Genomic DNA, 23,273 nt, shown 5'->3' with positions numbered 1-23,273 from the left:
TTTGTATTTATGTCAATTAGATCTTTAATTACCTTACCTGATCCAGTTTTACGGACAATATCTAAACCGGTTGAGCATGTTGACTTAACTCTCCAGAAGCTCGCTGATGATATGCTAGACACTATGTACGATGCCAAAGGGATTGGCCTTGCTGCCATTCAGATTGGAATACCACTACGTATGTTAGTTATAGATATATCTCATGTTTCTGAAATTGATAATAACGCTCCCAAGACTCCTCTTGTTATCATTAACCCAGAAATTTTATGGCTTTCAGATGAAAGAAATGTATATAAAGAGGGCTGCCTTTCCATTCCTGAGTATTATGCAGAAGTCGAACGCCCCAAACGTCTCTGTGTTCGCTACAGAGATCGCCAAGGAAAACAGATAGAAATTGAAGCAAATAACCTTTTGGCTACCTGCTTACAGCACGAGATTGATCATCTAAATGGTCGCCTTTTTGTTGATCATATTTCGAAAATAAAACGTGATATGGCAATACGAAAATTAAAAAAACGAGCAAAAGAAAACAAAGCACAGGAAGCGATCTTGTAATGGCATTACGATTAAGTTTTATGGGAACACCAAGTTTTTCTGTTCCCATTTTACATGCTTTATTGGATGCAGGTCATGATATTGTTGCTGTTTATAGCCAACCTCCTCGCCCGGCAGGACGCCGCGGTCTTAAACTAGTTCCCTCACCTGTTCAAGAGGTAGCACAAGAAAAATCCATCCCTGTATTCACTCCTCAAACGTTTAAAACAGCTGAAGAGCAAGATAAATTTGCAGCACTTTCCATTGATGCTGCTGTTGTTGTGGCTTATGGATTACTCTTACCAAAAGTCGTTCTTGAAACACCGCGTTTTGGTTGTTTTAATGCTCATGCTTCATTACTACCACGTTGGCGTGGTGCTGCACCTATTCAGCGTGCAATTATGGCTGGAGATAAGGAAACAGGCATGGTGATCATGAAAATGGATGAAGGGCTAGATACAGGACCTACTGCTTTATCTCGCTCTATCTCCATCACTGAGAACACTACCACCCCTGAACTTTCAGATAAGCTTTCACGTATAGGAGCAGAGCTTATTGTGGAAGTTTTGTCAACTCTTGAAAAAGGTCAACTTAAATTAACTCCGCAACCATTGGACGGGATAACTTATGCTTCCAAAATCAAAAAAGAAGAAACACAAATTGATTGGACAAAATCTGCAGAAATCATTCATAAGCATATCTGTGCTCTCTCTCCTTTCCCTGGTTGCTGGTGCGAAATGATCATAGGGGGAAAACGACAACGTGTAAAAATTCTTGGAAGTCGTTTAGTAACAGGCGACTCCCTTAAAATTGGCCGGATAGAACCAAATCACTTGATTATCCACTGTGGGCAAGGGCGTCTTGAAATAACCCATCTTCAAAGATCAGGCGGTAAAATTCTCGATAGCTCAACGTTTTTGCACGGATCTAATATTTCTGCAGTTTTTTGACATGCCACGTTTTAAACTTACCCTTGAATATGATGGTTCAAATTATGCAGGCTGGCAACGTCAAGAAGGACTTCAAACCATACAAGGAGTTCTTGAGCAAGCTATTTTTCGCTTTAGTGGCCAAAAGCTAACCGTCACGACAGCTGGTAGAACAGATGCAGGTGTACACGCAACAGGGCAGGTTGCTCATATTGATTTTGAAAAAAACTGGAACCCGTATACTGTGTGTAATGCTCTCAATGCTTATTTGCAACAACAAGGGGAAAATATTTCGATTTTAAATGTCAAAAATGTTCCCGATAGCTTTCATGCACGATTTTGCGCAACTAAACGCCATTATCTCTTTAAAATTCTTAATCGCCGTTCACCACCAGCTCTAAATGCCAAACGCGTGTGGTGGCTGCCCAAACCCCTGAATGCTGATGCTATGCATGAAGCAGCTCAAAGACTTGTAGGACGGCATGATTTTACCACTTTCCGATCAGCCCACTGCCAAGCTCAAAGTCCTATTCGCACCCTTGAATGTCTGAATGTTGTAAGAGAAGGAGAAGAAATTTTCCTGTATGCACAAGCTCGTTCTTTTCTTCATCATCAGATCCGTTCGTTTGCAGGAAGCCTCATGGAAGTTGGTATCGGACGTTGGACAGCTCAAGATCTTGAAGAAGCTCTTCATGCCAAAAATCGTGCGCGCTGTGGCATGGTTGCTCCTCCTTCAGGTCTTTATTTAACAAAAGTAGACTATTAACTGTGTACAATATCTTTTCAAAAAACTGTCAAGAAAGTTTATAAAAAGAACGAATAGCTTCAAAAGCTTCTGTTGCTGTATCGACAAATTTCACAAAATCTACATCGGAATCAGAAATGACACCTTGTGTACATAAATAATCAAGATTGATAATGTTTTTCCAAAACTCTTTGCCAAACATTAAAATTGGAACCTGTTTAGTACGCCCTGTTTGCATTAAAGTTAAAGTTTCAAACAACTCGTCCAAAGTGCCAAATCCCCCAGGAAAAATTGCAAATGCCTTTGCTCTCATCAAAAAATGCATTTTGCGCATCCCTAAATAGTGAAAATTAAAACATAACTGCGGAGTTATATAATTATTGGGTACTTGCTCATGAGGTAAAACAATATTCAAACCAACAGTTAGCGCCCCTACATCAGCGGCACCACGATTTCCTGCTTCCATTATTCCAGGACCTCCTCCTGTGACAACCACAAATTCGCGATATTTTGTAGTAGCAGAATAGCATGAACACAACCGTGCAAATTCTCTTGCTGCATCATAATAATGTGACATGGCTTGCAAATTCTTCTTTTGTATTTCATTTTTTGCTGCCCATGCTTCTTGTCCAGGTTCAGGAATACGTGCCCCACCAAACAGTACAACAGTTGATCGAATACCATATTTCTGGAGAGCCATTTCTACTTTTAAAAGCTCAAGACCAATACGCTGTGAACGCAACTCAGCATGTGTTATAAATTCTTCATCCACATAAGCTAAATGATCATTTAATGAATGCGTTTTTGATGTATCGGATATTTTACTCATTTTTAACTCTCCTATTCACATGAAGATGTAGCACCTCGATATCATTTTTGCTTCTCTCATTTTTTAAAAATTTTGCTTCTCTCATTTTTTAAAAATCTTTTTTCATGAATATATTCTTTCTTATCCTTTTATTGACTACATGTATGTCTTCAAATAGATTATAAGTGGTCATATCTTGATACTTTTACCCTGTTTAATGGAACTTTAAAATGGCTAATTGCGTGCAACTTGAAACGATTATTGAAGAAGCATTTAACAATCGTGATTCTATTAACACTACAACAAGAGGAGAAATCCGTGACAGTGTTGAGCATGCATTAAATCTTTTAGATAGAGGAGAAATTCGTATAGCTGAACGTCAAGAAGATGGACAATGGCATGTGCGCCAATGGTTAAAAAAAGCCGTTCTTTTGTCCTTTCGACTTAACCCTATGCGTATCATTTCTGGTGGAGCGAATGAATCACATTGGTGGGATAAAGTACCTTCGAAATTTTTTGGTTGGCAAGAAGATGATTTTAAAAAAGCTAATTTTCGTTCAGTTCCTGGAGCCATTGTACGTCATTCCGCTTATATTGCACCCAACGTTATATTAATGCCATCCTTTGTTAATCTTGGTGCCTATATCGGTGAAGGAACAATGATTGACACATGGGCTACCGTTGGTTCCTGTGCGCAAATCGGTAAGTATGTTCATCTTTCTGGTGGCGCCGGTATCGGAGGGGTTTTAGAGCCATTGCAAGCAAACCCAACAATTATTGAAGACCATTGTTTTATCGGTGCACGTTCCGAAGTTGTTGAAGGCTGTATTATCCGTGAGGGTGCTGTTTTAAGTATGGGGGTCTTCATTGGAAAATCCACAAAAATTATTGATCGGACAACAGGAGAAATTTTTATAGGTGAAGTTCCTGCTTATTCAGTTGTTGTTCCAGGATCTTTGCCTGGAAAACAACTACCAAACGGAGAAGCAGGTCCTAATCTTTATTGTGCTGTCATTGTAAAACGAGTTGACAAAAAAACACGGGAAACAACGTCAATTAACGATCTCTTACGCGACTAAAAAAGAGTTTTTAAAAATTTTGTTTCATAAATAATCGTGCGAAAGCTTAATTAATTTTTAAAAATAAAAATTCATCTTTTTTCATTACTTACCCATTTTAAGAGCTTGAATAAAGGCTGACTGTGGAATTTCTACTTTTCCAAACTGGCGCATTCGTTTTTTGCCCTCTTTTTGTTTTTCCAGAAGTTTACGTTTACGAGTAATGTCACCGCCATAACATTTAGCCGTCACATCTTTACGCAATGCACGAATTGTTTCTCGAGCAATAATTTTACTGCCAACAGCCGCCTGGATTGGAATTTGAAACATATGCTGCGGAATAAGATCTTTAAGTTTCTCACACATAGAACGTCCACGCTTTTCTGCTATGCTGCGGTGGACAAGCATCGATAATGCATCTATAGGTTCTCCATTGACCAAAATAGACATTTTAACTAAATCACCTTCAGAATATTCGGTCATCTGATAATCGAAAGAAGCGTATCCCTTTGAAATTGATTTTAAACGATCATAGAAATCGAACACAACTTCATTCAAGGGTAAATCATATATCACCATAGCACGTGTTCCAACGTAGGATAAACCAGCCTGTATTCCACGCCGCTCTTGGCAAAGTTCTAAAATTGATCCAAGATAATCATCAGGCGTCATAATTGTTGCCCGAATCCATGGTTCTTCAATAGAAACAATCTTAACAAGATCAGGCATATCAGCTGGATTATGCAACTCCTTAACAGAACCATCATTCATATTCATGCGATAAACAACAGAAGGCGCTGTTGCGATTAAATCTAAATTAAATTCACGTTCTAAACGCTCTTGAATAATTTCAAGATGAAGAAGCCCTAAAAAACCACACCGAAAACCAAAACCTAAAGCAGCTGATGTTTCCATTTCAAAGGAAAAACTGGCGTCATTTAGGCGCAACTTACCTATAGCTGCACGGAAATCTTCAAAGTCGGCTGCATCAACTGGAAAAAGACCACAGAAGACAACTGGTTGAGCAGGTCTAAAACCAGGCAAAGCATCTTCACAAGGATGGCGTTCTTCAGTGATGGTATCTCCAACCCTTGTATCAGCAACTTCTTTAATAGAAGCAGTTATAAAGCCAATCTCCCCCGGCCCTAACTCATCAACCTGCACCATTTTAGGAGTAAACACTCCAACTCGTTCAACTGGATATTTTGCTCCTGTATCCATCATACGAATGGTTTGGCCTTTTTTTAACACGCCATCAATCACCCGCACTAAAACGATAACACCAAGATAAGTATCATACCAGCTATCAACCAGCATTGCCTTTAAGGGCTTAACAACATCACCAATGCGAGGAGGAGGCAATTGCATCACAATTGCTTCTAAAACATCAAGAATACCTAAACCTGTTTTTGCCGATATTTCCACTGCCTTAGATGTATCAATACCGATCACATCTTCAATTTGTTCTTTAACACGCTCAGGCTCTGCTGCTGGCAGATCAACTTTATTAAGAACAACGACCAACTCATGGGAATTATCAATGGCTTGGTAAACATTTGCCAATGTTTGTGCCTCTACTCCTTGGCTTGCATCTACTACCAATAAAGAGCCTTCACAAGCCGCTAATGAACGCGAAACCTCATAAGCAAAATCAACATGGCCAGGTGTATCGATAAGATTGAGAACATATGTTTTACCATTCTTTGCTTTATAGTGCAAACGTACCGTTTGAGCCTTAATGGTAATTCCACGCTCGCGCTCAATATCCATGGAATCGAGGACTTGCTCCTTCATTTCTCGTGTTTCAAGGCCACCTGTCATTTGAATTAAACGATCAGCTAAAGTCGATTTCCCATGATCAATGTGCGCTACAATAGAGAAATTACGTATATAATTGAGATCTATAGTCATACAGGGCGATTTAGCAAAGAATAACACAAAACGCAAAGACCATTTGTACACTCTTGAACATCTTTTAAAAATAAAGAGAAAAAGTGCTTTTTAAAAACAAATTATCTTAATTTTAAAACTATTAAGCTTTAATTTGTCTTGTCTTTATAAAGAATCTCCTCAAATACCTCAATATTTTTTATTTTTTTCATACTGGTCTAAGTATTATCAACACTTTTTGTATAATTATAATGTATACCATTTTATCTATTGATAAATATCTGGTTTCAGTGCTTTTTCACATTTATGTATTATAATTTGTTTTTTAAACTTAGTAAAAATCTCGAAAACAAAACCAAATCATCTGTCAAAATATCGGAGGAGAGCTTTGCTTTTTTAAAAAAGCAGAAAAATATACAATCAAGCAAACTTTCCCTCAAAATCATAACACTGAAAAGCTGTTTTGGTTTTAAAATCTTTACTATGTATAACTTAAAAAACTTAAACAGATATCTTCTATTGAAGAAGAAAAATCATTTAAATTGCTGTTTTAAAAGAAAGAAGAAACTAATTGATTTTTTCAGTCACTTTATCTTTTTTCGCCATTGTGAAGGTTGTAATTCTGCCACCACAATCCCAATCAAAATCAGTGCACCGCCTAACAAATCTAAAGAAGATAAATGTTCACCGGCCAAACGTCCAACAATACCAGCCCATACAGGTTCACCAGCATAAATAAGTGTTGCACGAGTGGGAGAAACAGACTTTTGTGCCCAATTCATAGCTAATTGAATCACCGCACTCATTAAGGCTAATCCAGTTCCAACACTTAACCATACCCATGAAAATACAGGAATGCTTTCTCCTATCAAAGGCATACAAGAAAATGAAAAAAAGCTAGCAAAAAATAACTGTACAATTGTAACGCGATAGCTATTAACTTTACTAGCAAAAAAACCAATAAGAATAACTTCTCCAGCAATCGCACAAGCGCCTAATAAAGTAAGAACTTCACCTTTTGAAAAATCAATTCCCTTTATCCCTTGCCCTGAAACAAACATAAGTCCAACAAAAGCAAAAATAATACCAATCCAACTGGCTAAATGAGGAGGTTTTTTTAAAATCATCCATTGCAATACTGGAACCATCGGGACATAAAGTGCCGTAATAAAAGCCGCTTGACTACTCATAATTGTTTGAAGTCCAGAAGCTTGCAACGCATAGCCAAGAAACATTACAAAACCAATAGCCATACCAGCAAAAACTTCATAAATAGTCAAACCTTTCATAGAGTGCCCAAAAAATGCTCCACACATAAATGATGCAACGATAAAACGAAATCCTACAAAAAAGAGCGGACCACTATAACGTAACGCAACCTGCGTAACTAAAAATGTAATCCCCCAAAGTATTGTTGCAGAAAACAGTGCTATCTCCTGCTGACTGAATGAAAGACATTTCAACCGTTTTATTACAGCCATAAAAATTCCATCCTCCTACTTTTTATATATTTTTATTTTAGGAAACGATAAGCACTTTAAGAAACAATAAGCGTTCCAACCCCTTGTTCAGTAAATAATTCAAGTAAAACGGAGTGAGGAGTTTTTCCATTTAAAATAACCACACCCTCTACACCGTTTCGCAAAGCACTAATACAAGTTTCAACTTTTGGAATCATACCCCCTGAAATTGTTCCATCCTTGATAAATTTTTCAGCTTCATCAATGGTCAACTCTTTTAAAACTTTACCCTTCTCATCCAATACCCCAGGAACATCTGTCAGAAATAAAAGGCGCTTAGCTTCCAAGGCGCCAGCAATAGCTCCAGCAAAAACATCAGCATTAATATTATATGTTTTGCCATCACGTCCTGGAGCCACAGGAGCAAGAACTGGAATCATCTCAGAACAAGCCAAGAGATCCAACAGTGTTCGATCAATCTCAACAGGTTCACCAACAAACCCTAAATCTAAAACACGTTCAATATTTGAATCAGGATCAATGACAGTCTTATAAGCTTTCTCAGCAAACACCATATTACCGTCCTTGCCGCACAGCCCGATTGCCCATTCACCTTCAGCATTAATAAGAGCGACAATTTCCTTATTGATCGAGCCTGCCAAAACCATTTCAACTACTTCAACGATTCTTTCATCGGTTACGCGTAAACCCTTCTCAAACCGCGACTCAATCCCCATTTTCATTAAAATCTCAGCAATCTGAGGACCACCACCATGAACCACAACGGGATTAATGCCTGATTGCTTCAACAAAGCAATGTCACATGCGAATGCTCGCCCTAAATCAGGATCGCCCATAGCATGACCGCCATATTTTACCACAACCGTTTCATTTTCATATTTTTGCATATAAGGTAAAGCAGATGACAAAAACGCCGCTTGTTTTTCAAAAATATCCACAGTAGCTTTCCCAACATCATCCATCAAAAGACTCTCCTCATCACTTTTCACCATCTCTTAATGAAGTTTAGGAAAAATGAAAACAAATTTTACAACAAGTTTTACCCATTCCATTGAACACCGTCAAATTATCTTAAGATTACGACAAAAATAAAAGTGTTTATATGCCAATAGATTTCCATATCAACCAATCAGGAAATAGCTACAATAGATTATTGACGACTGATCTATAAGATTGCTTTAAATAATATTAAAAACTCAAAATCAGAAGATTTTATCAAAAGAAGCGCAAAAATATTGAATGTGTAAAGAGTGATTATATATATAAGAAGTAGATAGGTTATAAACCTGTTGCGTAGAGGCACTTTGGTTCCAAAATGGAGATATGAGACGAGATTTTCTCATAATAAATGAAACCCATGATCTAGCGCAACAGGATCTAGTTGAAGAGAGCTAAATTGTGATTAAGCTCAAGCGAATGAATGAGATCTCTATTTTTAAGTAGAGAGTATTATCCAACAGCTTTGATGAAAATATCTGTTAAACATATTTTTCACATTCATTGGCTAATTTTGACCGGAAATATTTTCAAAAAACTCTTTCATACGCGAAAAAAAGCCATGCGATTGCGGCAAATTTTCGTGGTTTGAAAGTTTTTCAAATTCTTGCAACAATTCACGCTGCTCTTTCGTTAACTTTTGCGGTGTTTCAATAGTGATATGGATATAAAGATCACCCTTTGCTTGTTGACGCAACATGGGCATTCCTTTTCCCTTTAGGCGGAATTGACGACCATTTTGTGTACCTTCTGGAACTTTAACACGTGCTTTGACACCACTAAGATCGGAGACTTCAAATTCACCTCCTAAAGCAGCTGTAATCATTGAAATAGGAACGCGACAATGGAGATCTGCGCCCTCTCTCTGAAAAAATTCATGTGATTTAATGGATAGAAAAATATAGAGATCACCATTGGGACCACCACGGATACCAGCGTCACCCTCACCGGAAAGACGAATACGCGTACCATCTTCAATACCAGCTGGAATATTCACGCTTAATGAACGGTTCTTTTCTACCCGTCTTGTTCCACGACATTTTGAACATGGATCCGTAATGATTTCACCACGCCCATGACATACAGGACATGTTTGCTCAATAGAAAAAAAGCCCTGTGCAGTGCGCACACGACCTGATCCATGGCAAGTCCCACAAATTTGTGGCTTAGAACCCTTTTTAGCACCTGATCCCTCACAAGCATCACAAGTAACAGAAATGGGAATATTAATTTGCGCAGTTTTTCCTGAAAATGCCTCTTCCAAGGTCACCTCCATATTAAAACTTAGATCTGCACCACGCTCACGACTATCACTGCGCTTACGGTGTCCACCCCCCATAATTTCGCCAAAAAAATCTTCAAAAATGTCGGTGAATCCGCCGCCAGAAGCAAAACCACCAAAGGGATTTGCCCCATTTCTACCATTATTTTCGAAAGCCGCATGACCGAAACGATCGTAAGCAGCTCGCTTTTGGGGATCCTTGAGAACTTCGTAGGCTTCACCAATTTCTTTGAATTTTCGCTCTGCTTCTTTATCACCTGCATTACGATCAGGGTGATATTGCATCGCCAACTTACGAAAAGCAGATTTTAGCTTTTTATCGTCACATTCGCGGGTCACACCAAGAACTTCATAATAATCAACCTTCATCATGTATTCCTGATAAATTTTTTGTTATCCATCTTAGGATAATATTTATTTCCAATTTATTCTCTTAGCAATAGAGTTGCAACCAATCTTAAACAATAAAGCCCTGCCTTATATTTCAAAGGCGGGGTTTATCGATTAATCAACGCATTTGCTTATACTATTTTTTCTTATCATTAATTTCTTCGAAATCAGCATCAACAACATCATCATTTTTTGTATCTGTTTCAGCGTTATCTGCTGCTTGTGAAGCTTCGTACATAGCCTGCCCAAGTTTCATACTGACTTCTGCTAACTTCTGCATCTTTGCTGTTACCTCTTCAGTATCTGTGCCCTCAAGTGCAGACTTTAAATCAGATATTGCTGTTTCAATCTGACCTTTATCTTCAGCTGACACCTTATCGCCATATTCAGCTAGCGATTTTTCAGTTGAATGGATAAGTGCTTCCGCCTGATTTCGAGCCTCAACACCTTCACGACGCTTTTTGTCCTCAGCCGCATGTTCTTCTGCGTCTTTAACCATTTTTTCGATATCAGTGTCACTTAGACCACCCGATGCCTGGATACGTATCTGATGCTCTTTACCGGTTCCTTTATCCTTAGCTGAAACATTAACGATACCATTTGCATCAATATCAAAAGTAACCTCAATTTGAGGCACACCACGCGGTGCAGGTGGAATACCAACAAGATCAAATTGACCTAATAACTTGTTATCATTAGCCATTTCGCGTTCACCTTGGAAAACGCGGATAGTCACAGCACTCTGATTATCATCAGCCGTCGAAAAAACTTGTGATTTTTTAGTTGGAATAGTGGTATTGCGCTCAATTAAACGCGTAAAAACACCGCCCAGTGTTTCAATACCCAAAGACAGAGGTGTTACATCTAAGAGCAGTACATCTTTCACATCACCCTGCAATACCCCACCTTGAATGGCAGCGCCCATAGCCACAACTTCATCAGGATTAACACCTTTATGTGGATCTTTGCCAAAGAAGCTTTGTACCATTTCTTGAATCTTGGGCATACGAGTCATACCGCCCACTAAAACAACTTCATCAATCTCACCAGCGCTCAGGCCTGCATCTTTTAATGCTGCTTTACAAGGCTCGATAGTGCGCTGTACTAAATCATCAACTAACGACTCAAACTTTGCCCGAGTTAATTTCATTGTTAGATGCTTAGGACCGGATTGATCCGCTGTGATAAATGGCAAATTGATTTCCGTTTGTTGTGAAGAAGAAAGTTCGATCTTGGCTTTTTCCGCCGCTTCTTTTAAGCGCTGCAATGCAAGTTTATCATTTTTCAGATCAATCCCTTGCTCTTTCTTAAATTCATCCGCAAAGTAACCAACCAAGCGCATATCAAAATCTTCACCACCTAAAAAGGTATCCCCATTGGTTGACTTAACTTCAAAAACACCATCTCCAATTTCAAGCACAGAGATATCAAATGTACCACCACCAAGATCATAAACAGCAATAGTTTTTCCGTCTTTTTTATCCAAACCATAAGCTAAAGCAGCAGCTGTCGGCTCATTTATAATACGTAAAACCTCAAGACCAGCAATTTTACCGGCATCTTTAGTAGCCTGACGTTGCGCATCATTAAAGTAGGCAGGAACAGTGATAACCGCTTGCTCAACCTTTTCACCGAGATAAGATTCTGCAGTTTCTTTCATTTTTTGCAAAATCATAGCTGAAATTTGTGATGGAGAATATTTTTTACCAGCTTCTTCAACCCATGCATCACCATTGTCACCTTTAACAATCTTGTAAGGAACAAGCGCTTTGTCTTTTTCAACCGTAGGATCATCAAATCGGCGTCCAATTAAGCGTTTAACTGCAAAAACCGTTCCTTCAGGATTTGTCACTGCTTGTCGTTTAGCAGGCTGCCCAACAAGTCTCTCACCTCCATCAGTAAAGGCAACAACAGAAGGCGTTGTCCGCGCTCCCTCTGAATTTTCGATGACCTTTGCATTCTTGCCATCCATAACAGCGACACAAGAGTTCGTTGTCCCCAAATCAATACCAATTACTTTTGCCATATCATAATCTCCATTCAGCAAGCTGTCTCAACCTTTATAAAGCATCTTTCTAAAACAGCTCCTTATAACACTCAAAGCCTGCATCTAATTTGAAATTACACAAATAATAAACTAAAAATTATAACAAGCCTCGTTGCTTGGTATATAAGAACAACCTTTTATCCCTACAAGAGAATAATCAAGAAACATTTCCAAAATAAAATTTTTCTTTATACTTAAGCACAAACTTCCTTCAATCTTCATAATATAAAAATCTCTAATAATTAAAAAAATAAACATAATTACCGAACATCTTCTTTATCTCCTTATAATCCATAATAACAGAAGAATTAGTATTACCAACTTAATAGACACTTACATAAAAGCCTCATGAATATATCGTTTAAGCAAGACAAATTTATATCATGAATATTACAATTACTTTTTAGTTAAATATCAACTGATTATAATACATCCACGTGATCAATAGATGCATCGCTCTCTGTATAAAATGATAATGTTAAATCTAATCTTGCAAAATGATTATTGATATTTAGAATCTTTATAAACATATTTGAAATAATCTTATCAATCCCTGTATAAATTTTATTGCAAATATACAAAAATAGCTCTTTTATAAAACTTAAATGTATCGTTATTCTAAACCTCACTTAATCCTCACACCCTTTTTCCAAAATCAATAGATCCGCACATCATTATCCTCACATTATGTTGCAACAAATTCTCTCTTTTATTTCGAACAAAAATTTTGCTAAAATAGATAATAGATAAAAGACATTTAAAAGTGAATCTAACGCAGGAGGGTAAACAATGATAACACTTATCGCTAGAAATATAAAAAATCTCATGCTGAAAGATGCTAATTGTGCACCATACTCACTCAAAAAGATTACTATAAATCTTGTGTGGGCTTTTATCTTTTCTTGTATAGCCATACCCGCAACTGCTCAACAATATCATCTTGGCGATATAGAAATTATTAATCCTTGGACACGAGCAACACCAAAAGGTATAAAAGTTGGTAGCGGTTATCTCTACATCATTAATCATGGTAACACCCCAGATCGTTTAATTTCTGTTTCAGCAAACAAAGTACAAACAGCAGAAATCCATTCTATGACAGTTGTTAACGATATTATGAAAATGGAAAAAATGCATAACGGCGTCGAAATCCCTGGTAATGGTGAAGTTACACTGAAACCTGGTGGTAATCACATAATGTTCATGGGGCTTTCACAGCCATTCAAACCAGGTGATAAAATCAGTGCAAAATTGACTTTTGAGAAAGCTGGTACAATTGACATTGATTTTTATGTAAATGCTCCGGGAGCAACATCACCTTCAAAATTGCTTCCCTCCCAATAAACTTTTTCATCTTACTTGCAATCAACATGTTAATGAAAAGGAGAAGCGTGGAAAAGTTTTCATGCTTCTCATTTTTAAGCGCTACAAAAATACAATAGCTCTTTATTCTCTAAGCTCTATCAATTTCAAAAGTGCTGAAAACTTGTCCAAGATAAATTTATGGAACAACGTCAATATTAGCAGATTAATTTAAAGTGGGTGTTTTTTCATTAGTTTACTACTTTTATAATTTTTTCAGAAATTTTAAAGATTTCATTCAATTATAACTCATAAAAGCAAAAAGCTTTCAGAGACATATATTGCCAATTATTGCCAATCTTGCATTAGTTAACATTAACAGGAAAGATATTTTATGAATTACTAATAACCAAAATTACTTTACTATTTTTAATTAGAATACTCGCTTTCATTTTGTGCTAAACTGCAAATCATCCTGACAAAATTTAAAACCTTATTATAACCCCATTTTGTACAATAAAGACACATTAATATATTAAAATATCACCACTTGTATCCTTACATCACAACACTATTTTTTTGCTCTTAAGGTAATAAAATAAATGATGTTCATGCTCAAACTTCAACGATAAAGAATGAATCCGTTCATTTCTTAGGCATAAACAGCAGAAAACCTTGATAAAAAGTACTTTAATTAAAGTTCCATTTGAAGCGAAGGGATCTTAATGCAAGCAAAAGCGTTATAAGATTGTAAAGAAGAAAAAGCTTTTACCATGAAGATAAAAGGTTTCTCACTCTGCTACAATTTGTAACATATTTGTTTTGCAAAAAAAATGCGAACTCCCATATAAATAGCGTGGGCGATTTACTGCCACGGCAATAGAAAGGTCTAAGAAGCTATGAAGGATACTCCAACAATCATCCAAACGATTGTACTTGTTGATGATGACCGCAATATTTTAACATCTTTATCTTTTGCTCTTGAGACAGAAGGCTATCGAGTTGAAAGCTATACGGATGGAGCATCTGCACTCAAAGGCTTAACATTACATCCTCCACATTTAGCTATTTTTGACATTAAAATGCCCAGAATGGATGGTATGGAATTGTTACGTCGTCTCCGTCAAAAATCCGATATTCCGGTTATTTTCCTGACCTCTAAAGATGATGAAATTGATGAGTTGTTTGGCCTTAAAATGGGAGCTGACGATTTTATAACAAAACCTTTCTCTCAACGTCTTCTCATTGAAAGAGTGAAAGCTATTTTGCGCCGCTCAAACGCTCGTAATCAACCGCTTGCAACAGGAACCTCACCCGCCTCTTCTCTCAAACGTGGGGATCTTGTGATGGATCAGGAGCGCCACACCTGTACATGGAAAGATAAACCTGTTATTCTGACCGTAACGGAATTTTTGATTCTTCAAACTTTAGCGCAACGGCCAGGAGTTGTGAAAAGTCGTGATGCTTTGATGGATGCTGCTTATAGTGATCAAGTATATGTAGATGATCGCACCATTGATAGTCACATTAAACGTCTGCGTAAAAAGTTTAAACAAGTGGATGATGATTTCGCAATGATTGAAACACTTTACGGTGTAGGTTACCGTTTTCACGAGGTCTGAAACTGTTTTGTCGCAAAAATTTGAACGGCAATCAAATCAATGACAAAAAATACTCTATTGGAAACTCTTTGCTCAAAAGCACAAAACAACATCGTTTCAACAAAATTTTACATGCTTGCGCATTTGTATTTTCAAGCACAACGTCTATTTAGACAATTATTTTTTTCTAGTCTCACACGTCGAATTGTAATTTTAAATCTTGCTGCCCTTGGCATTTTGGTAACAGGCATTTTATATCTTAATCAATTTCGCGCTGGCTTAATTGATGCAAAAATTGAAAGTTTGTGTATCCAAGGAAAAATTATAGCTGGAGCTATTGCTGCCTCTGCAACGATAGATACAAACTCTATTCTTATTGACCCTCAAAAGCTTTTAGAGTTACAAGTTGGAGAAAGTGTCACACCAATACCTCAGTCAACCGATTCTTGGGATTTTCCTATTAACCCTGAACAAGTTGCTCCACTTTTACGGCGTCTTATTACACCCAAAATAACAAGAGCACGAATCTATGACCGTGACGCCACCTTGCTTCTTGATTCACGCGTTCTTTATTCCAGTGGCGAAGTTTTTAGCTATGATTTGCCCTCCATCAAAACTGAAAAAAATCTGTGGAAACGCTTCTATTCATGGCTTTCAAAGATACTCTATAGCAATGGCATTCCTCTTGACAGAAAACAAGTAAAAAGTGGTGATATTGCTTATCCAGAAGTTTATCGAGCACTAAATGGATCTATCTCCACCTCCAAACGACGAAACAGACAAGGTCAATTAATAGTCTCTGTTGCTGTACCTGTCCAACGCTATCGTGCAGTGGTGGGAGCTCTTCTTCTCTCAACCACTGGTTCAGACATTGATAACATTGTAAAGAATGAGAGACTGTCCATTGTTAAAGTCTTTGCAGTTGTCAGTATTGTGCTTTTAGTACTCTCCCTATTTTTAGCTCACACAATTGCTCACCCATTGAGCAAATTGTCTGCAGCCGCTAACCGTGTACGCCATGGAAACAACAAGCGCGTGGAAATCCCTGATTTTTCTGTACGTGAGGATGAAATTGGTCATCTTTCAGCGTCTATTCGTGACATGACAAATGCTCTTTATATGCGCATTGAGGCCATTGAACGCTTTGCTGCTGATGTAAGCCATGAATTAAAAAATCCTCTCACTTCACTTCGCAGTGCTGTTGAAACGCTCCCACTAACTAAAAATGAGAAAGCACAAACACAACTATTTGAAATTATCCAACATGATATACAGCGTCTTAACCGTTTAATTACTGATATTTCTGATGCATCGCGACTAGATGCAGAACTCGCTCGTGAGGCCGCTCAAATTGTGGATATGACACAACTTTTAGAAAATCTTGTCCATGCCATGAATGAAGTATACCGCAGTAAGCAAACCATTGATATTAGCCTTAATATTGTTCCACGTCCTTATGGAAAAGCCTATTTTGTGTTTGGACATGAGCTTCGTTTAGGTCAGGTTATTTCCAATCTTATTGAAAATGCACGTTCTTTTATCCCCAATGATAGTGGTAAAATTTTTATAACTATGCGTAGTGATACTTCAAATCTTATCTTAACTGTTGAAGATAATGGCCCTGGCATTCGTTCAGAAAATATTGAGTGTATTTTTGAACGCTTCTATACCGATCGACCAAAAGAAAATGCATTTGGACAAAATTCAGGGCTTGGCCTTTCTATTAGTCGGCAAATTATCGAAGCTCATAATGGAACAATCAAAGCTGAAAATATTGTTGACCCTGTGATTGAAAATAGCAAAACTGGTGCGCGATTTATTATCATACTTCCTTTAGCAAATAATCATTAATCCAAAGCATAGACATAAAAACCAAAAATGAACGATGATACGCTACTTGCCTCTAAAATGATAAAGATCGTCGGAATCAGAAAAATCAACTCTGACTCTTGCTCTTCTTGACCGTGTTGAATGATAAAAACATGACGCAAAACTCATCAGTGTTGATTATACAATGCTTCGTGTAGAAAACAGAAAACTCTACGAAAATACTCCAGAAGGTTTGCAAAAGGTAGTATTGAGATCTGTGATGCTAACCTCTATATAGCGAAATTCGAAAAACAAACAATTAGAGATTGCGTCTTATAATCTTGATTCTGAATATGAACGACTTTCTAAAAATCAAGCTTTTCAATTTGTAGATCTATGTATTCCTCTTTTAAAACTCTCTAGTCTTCATGAAATAAATTGTATCGCTATCTGTCAAGCTATTGAAGTAATCCTTTTTAATAAAATATGACGTAAATCTGTTTAAAATTTTTTCTTGGCAGCATAGCAAAGCTTTACAGAATAATAACCCTTTCTATATGGTCAGATCTTCGTTAATAGGGTTTTTAAAATGATTGAACTCGTGCTTATAATGCACGGTGGATTGGCTGTCGAACTTTGATATGCTATAGAGCATGTTGTTGGAGTGCAAAAGCAATTTGCAACAATATGCATATATCTCGATGATTACCTAGACTCAAAGTCAAAGTGATATTATAGACGCTGTTTCCTCTACAAATACAAACCATGGTGTGATTATATCAGTCGATGTATTCGGTGGAACCCCATAAAATATGGCTATTTCTGTCATTAAAAAGGGATATATTGAAATGATCACTGATGTTAATCTGCCTATGCTCGTTAAATCAATTTCTATTTGCAGATGCTCCTAATATTTCATTCTCAGAAGCCTATTAAGAATAGCGCAAGAAGCAGGACTTAAATATACTGATATAAAGCCTTATTTTAACGGATAATTAAGCACTAATGTTCCTCTTACTAATCCGTCATCTCATTACTTGTAATCAAAGCAGATTATATGCCCGTTCTTCTACAAAATTTGTACAAATTATTGACAATTTTAATATTATCGTTGAGAATGGAAACGCTATTTTTAGATCATCAATTATGGAACTTATGATGTTAGCATCTCTACCTGTCTGTAGTATCACTATTCGCGTTTCAGAATCAGAAGTAACGGATGCTCTCGACACCTTTGAACAACTCATCAAAATAAATTTGGAGAGGAGAAATAGAACCTACCATTGAAAAAAATATAAAAATTTCACAATTATCTTATTCAGATTCTTTGTCTTTCTCATAATATATAAGCGCTAGTATTCATTACGAATATCACAGGTTTATATCCCTGTGGAGGTAGTTTTGTGCAATGTTGGTATGATTTCATTCTGCCCTAGAAACTTTATTTGTTCATCATTATGTTGCTTCACTTGGCATTCATAAGTAAGCCTTTATCGAAGGAGAATAGATTGCTTTTAATAAATCTAAAATATTTTTTATGCTTTTGGCAAAGAGAATGACCGTATCATAATTGATATCGGGGGGAGTTTCTTTTTTCTTAGATAAATCAATTTTACATTATAATTACAAGAGTCATGAGTATTGCTTCTTTTTCAGCTATACGGTGCAATATTTTCTGCTTACGTTAGATCTTTAATTATAAGGAAACATCATGTTACGTCTATTTAGTGCTCTTCAAATTCCCGAAGAAACAACAAAATCCCTCATATCGTTGCAGAGTGGCTTACTACAAGCCCAGTGGATTAATCCAAAAAACTTTCATATCACTTTATCTTTTTTTGGAGAAGTTGATAGCTCTATAAAAAATGAACTTATCTGTGCTTTTGACACAATAAAGCTTCCTCCTTTTGAGCTACGTACAAACGGTTTTAAAGTGTTTGTTAAAGAAAATATCCCTCATTCGCTTGTTGTTCGTATTAATTCTTGTGAAACTCTCGACCTTTTACACAAACAAATGCAATGCATAAGAGATCGCTTGAAATTACCTCCTGATGAAAGGTTATTTACTCCGCACATCACCATTGCACGGCTGCTTAATGTTAAATCTGAAGATCTTTCTTCTTATCTATCTGCTCGAGGAGATTTCTCTATTTCTCCTTTTGAGGTTGACCATTTTGTTTTATTATTATCTGCATCTCCTATGAGTGACGATCCTTATATTGTACAAGGGTGTTGGAAACTTCAAGCATAAAAGGGTGTTTCAACACCCTTTAAAACTTTCTTTGATGAAATGCTTCAAAAATACGAGATGAGGAATATCATAATTTCACGCTAGGGCAGGAAAGGATTTGTTATTTGTTAATCTATACCGGATCGGATTCGACAGAAGCTTCTTTTGCTCCCCCTTTAGCTACACCAACTATCGCTGGACGTAAGACGCGTTCACCAATGGTATAGCCTGCCTGAACAACTTGCTGAACAGTATTATCCGGAACATCGGCGTTAGGAATTTCAAACATTGCTTGGTGAAAGTGAGGATCAAACTTTTGCCCCTCTGGGTGGATTTTTTTTACCCCATGGCGCTCCAATGCTGATATCATTGCACGCTCAGTCATTTCAACGCCTTCAGCCAATGTTTTCAAACCTGCATCATTCTCTCGCGCTCCTTCTGGAATAGCTTCTAAAGCACGATTAAGATTATCAGAAACAGATAACATATCACGTGCAAAATTAGCAATAGAATAAGCCTTTGCATCAGCTACATCGCGCGCAGTACGCCGCCGAAGGTTCTCCATATCTGCAGCCAAACGCAAAAGCTGATCTTTCAATTCTCTATTTTCATCTTGCAAAGCAACCGAGGGATCGGTAGACTCGCTTTCTCCTTCCTCTGCGCCTGCGCCAGATTCTGCTTCGTGCATTTTTAAAAGTTCATCAGCAGCCTGTTTAAGTGCATCGTGATCAGCTGAATCTTTTAAATCGCTACTTTCAAATGAAGCGTTAGTAAATTTGTTTTTTTCATCAGACATAAAAATTCCATTCCTTCATAAGATTTGTTATTCTCGATATTGAAATTTTATAGACAAAAATCAAGGGATATTTAGGTATCTTAACACAATGAGTATTATAATAAAAATATCTGTCTACTGATTGTGTTAACGCAACAACTGTGACACAAGCTGAGCTGTATAATCAACCATAGGAACGATTCTTGCATAATTAAGCCGTGTTGGTCCAATAACTCCCAAAGCACCAATGACTCTCTGTTGTGAATCACAATAGGGTGCAACAACTAAGGAAGAACCAGAAAGCGAAAACAATTTATTCTCTGACCCAATAAAGATACGAACCCCCGAACCTTCATCTGTTAGATCGAGAAGCTGTGCCATACTCTCACGTGTTTCAAGGTCATCAAATAGATGTCGTAACCGCTCTAAATCTTCTTTTGCTTTTACATCTTCAAGCAAATTACTCCGTCCACGAACAATAAGATGTATTTTATGATCAGCATCTTCTCCTCCCCAGAGAGCTAACCCTGTTTCCACAAGATGATGAGATAAATGATCGAGTGCAGCTCGTGTTTCTGAACATAAACGTGCAATTTCTCCTTTAGCTTCACTCAATGTGCGCCCTTGAATATGCGCATTGAGAAAATTTGTTGCCTCTGTTAATTGTGCATGAGTAACACCTTCAGGTAAATGAACAATACGGTTTTCAACCTCACCTCGTTGAGTTACTAAAACGGCAAGAGCATGCTCCCCATCAAGGCGTACAAATTCAATATGCTTCAATGTTCCTTCATGTTTTGTTGCTAAAACTAGTCCCGCCCCACGTGAAAGATCTGAAAGAACCTGACTGGCTTGGATAAGAAAATGCTCAACTGACTGTGTATGGCCAGCCTCTTTAACTTGAGTTTCAATATTTTCGCGTTCTTCGGTTGGCAAATCACCTGTTTCCATAAATGTATCAACAAAAAATCGTAAACCTGATTGTGTTGGCATTCGTCCTGCAGATACATGAGGTGCATAAATTAAACCAAGATGTTCGAGATCGCTCATCACATTACGAATTGTTTCAGGCGATAATGTCTGCTGCAAAAGTCGCGAAAGATTTCGTGACCCTACTGGTTCTCCATCATTAAGGTAGGCTTCAACAATGTGGCGAAAAATATCACGCGAACGCTTATCAAGATATTTTAGTTCATCATCAACGGGTTTGTGCTTCATCACAATTATTTCACTACTTTAAAAATACTTTTTTCTTATATAAGTTTTGCTAAAGTCTGGTCAAATAGTCTAAAGCTGTACAAAAACATATAGCATATTTATTACAAAAAATGCCACTGTCAAAAAGAAAGGTATTTCATGTGTCTTTCTGCTTATTATTCTCATAAAATGTGAGCAATCTTATTTAAACTTAATATTGGCAAACGCACAGCAAGGTTTTATCTTGTAAAATTTGGAAAGACCCATATCATGAAGACAGTCTAAGCTAGCTTTATTAAAGCAGATAGCTACTTCTTTTTGTTTCCGGAGAAATATATATGAGAAGCATAACAACCAAGAAACTTGTCATTGCCACACATAATGCTGGCAAATTACATGAAATCACTACGTTAATCGCACCCTTTGGTTTAACAACACAATCTGCACAGGAACTCGATTTGCCTGAACCGGAAGAAACGGGAATAACATTTGAAGAAAATGCCTATATAAAAGCCTTTTCAGCTGCAAAAAATACAGGACTTCCTGCCTTATCTGATGATTCTGGAATGGAAGTGGATGCATTAAACGGTGCACCCGGTGTCTATACAGCTGATTGGACTCTTGAACCTAACGGCACACGTAATTTTTTAAAAGCTATGCAGAAGATAGAAGATGAACTCCAAAAAGTTAAAGCTCATTCAAAAAATCAACGGAAATGTCGATTTATATCGGTCATTTGCATTGCATGGCCTGATGGTTATGCAGATTATTTCCGTGGCAGTGTTGATGGTACATTTATTTGGCCTCCACGTGGAGATAAAGGTTTCGGTTTTGATCCTGTTTTTTTACCAGATGGATATGAAAATACCTTTGGAGAAATGTCAACGGAACAAAAACACGGTTGGAAGCTCAATGACAAAACACCACTCTCACATCGTGCACGTGCTTTCAAACTTCTAGCAGAAAATCTTTTAACATTGTAATGAACAAATCTTTTGGCATTTATATTCATTGGCCCTTCTGTACAGCTAAATGTCCTTATTGTGACTTTAATTCACATGTTCGAGTCAATGGAGTTGATCAACCGCGTTTCGTAAAAGCTTTTGAGCGCGAAATAGAAACCCAATACCACAAAATAGGTTCACGTCAGATCACAAGTATTTTTATTGGTGGAGGTACCCCCTCCCTTATGACACCTCAGACTGTTCATGCTCTGTTGCAAGCTATCGTAAAAAAGTGGACAATCTGTGATAAAGCTGAGATCACATTGGAAGCAAACCCATCAAGTGTAGAAGCAGAGCGCTTTCACGGATACCGCACAGCAGGAATTAATCGCTTATCCTTAGGGGTACAAGCACTTAATGACAAAGCACTGCGAAAACTTGGTCGCCTTCACGATGTACAACAAGCTCTTTATGCTATTACTTTAGCACGAAAAATTTTTCCACGTTTATCCTTTGATTTAATTTATGCCCGCCCTGAACAAACACTTGAACAATGGAAATGTGAACTTTTTCAAGCTATTGATTTGGCAGCAGACCATCTTTCTCTTTATCAACTAACGATAGAGGAAGGAACCGCCTTTAAACGACTTCATGCAGCAGGAAGGCTTACCCTTCCCACATCAGATCTCGCAGCAGACTTATATCATCTTACCCAAGAAATAACCACTATGCATGGACTTCCAGCCTATGAAATTTCAAATCATGCAATTCCTGGTGCTGAATCAGCGCACAATCTTCTTTATTGGCGTTATCACGAATATGCAGGTTTTGGCCCAGGAGCACATGGACGCTTTATCAAATGCCCGCCACACAATTCTTATACCTCTTTAAAAACATCTTCATCTAAAATTGAAAACTATGAGCGTTATGTAACAATAAACGAAAAATATCCTGAACGTTGGCTTGAATTAGTAGAAACTACAGGACATGGCTGTGTCGAAACAGAAAAACTGACTAAGGAACAACAGGCAAATGAAATGCTTATCATGGGCTTACGTCTTTCTGAAGGGTTAGATCTCGTGCGCTATGAAAACTTAAATTCCAATAGCCTACCAATGGAAAAACTTATAACTTTACAACAACAAGGACTGGTAGAAATAGTAGGAAACCAGCATTTAAAAGCCACAAAAACAGGGCGCATCCTTCTTAACCACATCATCAGTCAATTGGCAAACTGAAACCTCGCAGTTTTAAT

At 37.4% G+C, this 23,273-nt stretch carries 19 protein-coding genes and 2 pseudogenes; 13 read left to right on the top strand and 8 right to left on the bottom strand.

Annotated elements, in window-relative coordinates; genetic code table 11:
* The first annotated feature begins 9 nt into the window (after positions 1–9).
* The 3 genes from def to truA are packed head-to-tail and all read left to right on the top strand — an operon-like array spanning position 10 to position 2,229.
* Complete coding sequence (gene def, locus WCP78_RS01490) at positions 10–555, top strand: peptide deformylase (protein WP_336278742.1); 546 nt, start codon at positions 10–12, stop codon at positions 553–555.
* Positions 555–1,484: a methionyl-tRNA formyltransferase gene (fmt, locus tag WCP78_RS01485; RefSeq protein WP_336278741.1), complete on the top strand. Its 930-nt coding sequence runs from the start codon at positions 555–557 to the stop codon at positions 1,482–1,484. Before def ends, fmt begins: the two co-directional genes overlap by 1 nt.
* A 1-nt stretch (position 1,485) precedes the next feature.
* Positions 1,486–2,229, top strand: coding sequence for a tRNA pseudouridine(38-40) synthase TruA (gene truA, locus WCP78_RS01480; protein ID WP_336278740.1), 744 nt, complete (start codon positions 1,486–1,488; stop codon positions 2,227–2,229).
* A 28-nt stretch (positions 2,230–2,257) separates the two neighbouring features.
* Here the strand turns inward: truA and WCP78_RS01475 are convergent, their stop codons facing one another.
* Positions 2,258–3,037 (bottom strand): LOG family protein, encoded by a 780-nt coding sequence (locus tag WCP78_RS01475; protein ID WP_336278739.1) that lies wholly within the window; start codon positions 3,035–3,037, stop codon positions 2,258–2,260.
* Between the two features lie 209 nt (positions 3,038–3,246).
* On the opposite strand from WCP78_RS01475, the gene dapD reads away from it, so the two are divergent.
* On the top strand, positions 3,247–4,095 hold the full coding sequence (gene dapD, locus WCP78_RS01470) for a 2,3,4,5-tetrahydropyridine-2,6-dicarboxylate N-succinyltransferase (protein WP_336278738.1): 849 nt from the start codon (positions 3,247–3,249) through the stop codon (positions 4,093–4,095).
* 84 nt (positions 4,096–4,179) lie between these two features.
* Here dapD and lepA read toward each other — a convergent pair whose 3' ends face one another.
* From lepA to dnaK, 5 genes are all read right to left on the bottom strand, one after another.
* Positions 4,180–5,985 carry a translation elongation factor 4 gene (lepA, locus tag WCP78_RS01465; RefSeq protein ID WP_336279110.1) on the bottom strand — a complete coding sequence of 602 codons (1,806 nt, stop codon included), beginning with the start codon at positions 5,983–5,985 and terminating at the stop codon, positions 4,180–4,182.
* 563 nt (positions 5,986–6,548) lie between these two features.
* Positions 6,549–7,445 (bottom strand): DMT family transporter, encoded by an 897-nt coding sequence (locus WCP78_RS01460; RefSeq protein WP_336278737.1) that lies wholly within the window; start codon positions 7,443–7,445, stop codon positions 6,549–6,551.
* A gap of 56 nt (positions 7,446–7,501) precedes the next feature.
* Positions 7,502–8,407 (bottom strand): acetylglutamate kinase, encoded by a 906-nt coding sequence (gene argB / locus WCP78_RS01455; RefSeq protein WP_336278736.1) that lies wholly within the window; start codon positions 8,405–8,407, stop codon positions 7,502–7,504.
* 542 nt (positions 8,408–8,949) lie between these two features.
* Positions 8,950–10,092, bottom strand: coding sequence for a molecular chaperone DnaJ (dnaJ, locus tag WCP78_RS01450; protein ID WP_336279109.1), 1,143 nt, complete (start codon positions 10,090–10,092; stop codon positions 8,950–8,952).
* A 157-nt stretch (positions 10,093–10,249) separates the two neighbouring features.
* A complete protein-coding gene (dnaK, locus tag WCP78_RS01445) occupies positions 10,250–12,139 on the bottom strand; it encodes a molecular chaperone DnaK (protein ID WP_336278735.1) in 1,890 nt (629 codons plus the stop codon).
* Between the two features lie 810 nt (positions 12,140–12,949).
* Here dnaK and WCP78_RS01440 point away from each other — a divergent pair.
* The 7 genes and pseudogenes from WCP78_RS01440 to thpR all read left to right on the top strand — a co-directional run bounded on the left by WCP78_RS01440 (position 12,950) and on the right by thpR (position 19,123).
* A complete protein-coding gene (locus tag WCP78_RS01440; protein ID WP_336278734.1) occupies positions 12,950–13,504 on the top strand; it encodes a copper chaperone PCu(A)C in 555 nt (184 codons plus the stop codon).
* An 857-nt stretch (positions 13,505–14,361) separates the two neighbouring features.
* Positions 14,362–15,084 (top strand): response regulator transcription factor, encoded by a 723-nt coding sequence (locus WCP78_RS01435; RefSeq protein ID WP_336278733.1) that lies wholly within the window; start codon positions 14,362–14,364, stop codon positions 15,082–15,084.
* A gap of 39 nt (positions 15,085–15,123) precedes the next feature.
* The gene (locus WCP78_RS01430; protein ID WP_336278732.1) at positions 15,124–16,914 is read left to right on the top strand and encodes a sensor histidine kinase; all 1,791 of its coding nucleotides are present in this window, start codon (positions 15,124–15,126) and stop codon (positions 16,912–16,914) included.
* Positions 16,915–17,005: 91 nt separating this feature from the next.
* Positions 17,006–17,362, top strand: a pseudogene (locus WCP78_RS01425) (hypothetical protein).
* A 156-nt stretch (positions 17,363–17,518) separates the two neighbouring features.
* Positions 17,519–17,867: pseudogene (locus WCP78_RS01420) on the top strand (PTS sugar transporter subunit IIA).
* Positions 17,868–17,877: 10 nt separating this feature from the next.
* Positions 17,878–18,159 carry an HPr family phosphocarrier protein gene (locus WCP78_RS01415; protein ID WP_442895294.1) on the top strand — a complete coding sequence of 94 codons (282 nt, stop codon included), beginning with the start codon at positions 17,878–17,880 and terminating at the stop codon, positions 18,157–18,159.
* 424 nt (positions 18,160–18,583) lie between these two features.
* Entirely contained in the window at positions 18,584–19,123 is a 540-nt protein-coding gene (thpR, locus tag WCP78_RS01410) for an RNA 2',3'-cyclic phosphodiesterase (protein ID WP_336278731.1), read from the top strand.
* A 112-nt stretch (positions 19,124–19,235) separates the two neighbouring features.
* Here the strand turns inward: thpR and grpE are convergent, their stop codons facing one another.
* Both grpE and hrcA read right to left on the bottom strand, forming a co-directional pair.
* Positions 19,236–19,898: a nucleotide exchange factor GrpE gene (gene grpE / locus WCP78_RS01405; protein WP_336278730.1), complete on the bottom strand. Its 663-nt coding sequence runs from the start codon at positions 19,896–19,898 to the stop codon at positions 19,236–19,238.
* A gap of 126 nt (positions 19,899–20,024) precedes the next feature.
* Positions 20,025–21,095 carry a heat-inducible transcriptional repressor HrcA gene (hrcA, locus tag WCP78_RS01400; protein ID WP_336279108.1) on the bottom strand — a complete coding sequence of 357 codons (1,071 nt, stop codon included), beginning with the start codon at positions 21,093–21,095 and terminating at the stop codon, positions 20,025–20,027.
* A gap of 317 nt (positions 21,096–21,412) precedes the next feature.
* Here hrcA and rdgB point away from each other — a divergent pair, with 317 nt between their 5' ends.
* Together rdgB and hemW are read left to right on the top strand one after the other, a co-directional pair.
* Positions 21,413–22,057 carry an RdgB/HAM1 family non-canonical purine NTP pyrophosphatase gene (rdgB, locus tag WCP78_RS01395; protein ID WP_336278729.1) on the top strand — a complete coding sequence of 215 codons (645 nt, stop codon included), beginning with the start codon at positions 21,413–21,415 and terminating at the stop codon, positions 22,055–22,057.
* Positions 22,057–23,256: a radical SAM family heme chaperone HemW gene (gene hemW, locus WCP78_RS01390; RefSeq protein ID WP_336278728.1), complete on the top strand. Its 1,200-nt coding sequence runs from the start codon at positions 22,057–22,059 to the stop codon at positions 23,254–23,256. The genes rdgB and hemW overlap by 1 nt, the downstream gene beginning before the upstream one ends.
* The last annotated feature ends 17 nt before the right edge of the window (positions 23,257–23,273 follow it).

This window comes from Bartonella occidentalis (genome assembly GCF_037070875.1).
In the GTDB taxonomy this organism is placed as follows: Bacteria; Pseudomonadota; Alphaproteobacteria; order Rhizobiales; family Rhizobiaceae; genus Bartonella.
Note: the sequence above shows the minus strand (reverse complement) of the source record. Positions and strands in the feature narration are given on the sequence as shown.

Coding starts and splice junctions, on each gene's coding strand:
- def (WP_336278742.1), top strand. CDS start 10: ATGTCAATTAGATCTTTAATTACCTTACCTGATCCAGTTTTACGGACA.
- fmt (WP_336278741.1), top strand. CDS start 555: ATGGCATTACGATTAAGTTTTATGGGAACACCAAGTTTTTCTGTTCCC.
- truA (WP_336278740.1), top strand. CDS start 1,486: ATGCCACGTTTTAAACTTACCCTTGAATATGATGGTTCAAATTATGCA.
- WCP78_RS01475 (WP_336278739.1), bottom strand. CDS start 3,037: ATGAGTAAAATATCCGATACATCAAAAACGCATTCATTAAATGATCAT.
- dapD (WP_336278738.1), top strand. CDS start 3,247: ATGGCTAATTGCGTGCAACTTGAAACGATTATTGAAGAAGCATTTAAC.
- lepA (WP_336279110.1), bottom strand. CDS start 5,985: ATGACTATAGATCTCAATTATATACGTAATTTCTCTATTGTAGCGCAC.
- WCP78_RS01460 (WP_336278737.1), bottom strand. CDS start 7,445: ATGGCTGTAATAAAACGGTTGAAATGTCTTTCATTCAGTCAGCAGGAG.
- argB (WP_336278736.1), bottom strand. CDS start 8,407: ATGGATGATGTTGGGAAAGCTACTGTGGATATTTTTGAAAAACAAGCG.
- dnaJ (WP_336279109.1), bottom strand. CDS start 10,092: ATGAAGGTTGATTATTATGAAGTTCTTGGTGTGACCCGCGAATGTGAC.
- dnaK (WP_336278735.1), bottom strand. CDS start 12,139: ATGGCAAAAGTAATTGGTATTGATTTGGGGACAACGAACTCTTGTGTC.
- WCP78_RS01440 (WP_336278734.1), top strand. CDS start 12,950: ATGATAACACTTATCGCTAGAAATATAAAAAATCTCATGCTGAAAGAT.
- WCP78_RS01435 (WP_336278733.1), top strand. CDS start 14,362: ATGAAGGATACTCCAACAATCATCCAAACGATTGTACTTGTTGATGAT.
- WCP78_RS01430 (WP_336278732.1), top strand. CDS start 15,124: ATGACAAAAAATACTCTATTGGAAACTCTTTGCTCAAAAGCACAAAAC.
- WCP78_RS01415 (WP_442895294.1), top strand. CDS start 17,878: ATGTTCCTCTTACTAATCCGTCATCTCATTACTTGTAATCAAAGCAGA.
- thpR (WP_336278731.1), top strand. CDS start 18,584: ATGTTACGTCTATTTAGTGCTCTTCAAATTCCCGAAGAAACAACAAAA.
- grpE (WP_336278730.1), bottom strand. CDS start 19,898: ATGTCTGATGAAAAAAACAAATTTACTAACGCTTCATTTGAAAGTAGC.
- hrcA (WP_336279108.1), bottom strand. CDS start 21,095: ATGAAGCACAAACCCGTTGATGATGAACTAAAATATCTTGATAAGCGT.
- rdgB (WP_336278729.1), top strand. CDS start 21,413: ATGAGAAGCATAACAACCAAGAAACTTGTCATTGCCACACATAATGCT.
- hemW (WP_336278728.1), top strand. CDS start 22,057: ATGAACAAATCTTTTGGCATTTATATTCATTGGCCCTTCTGTACAGCT.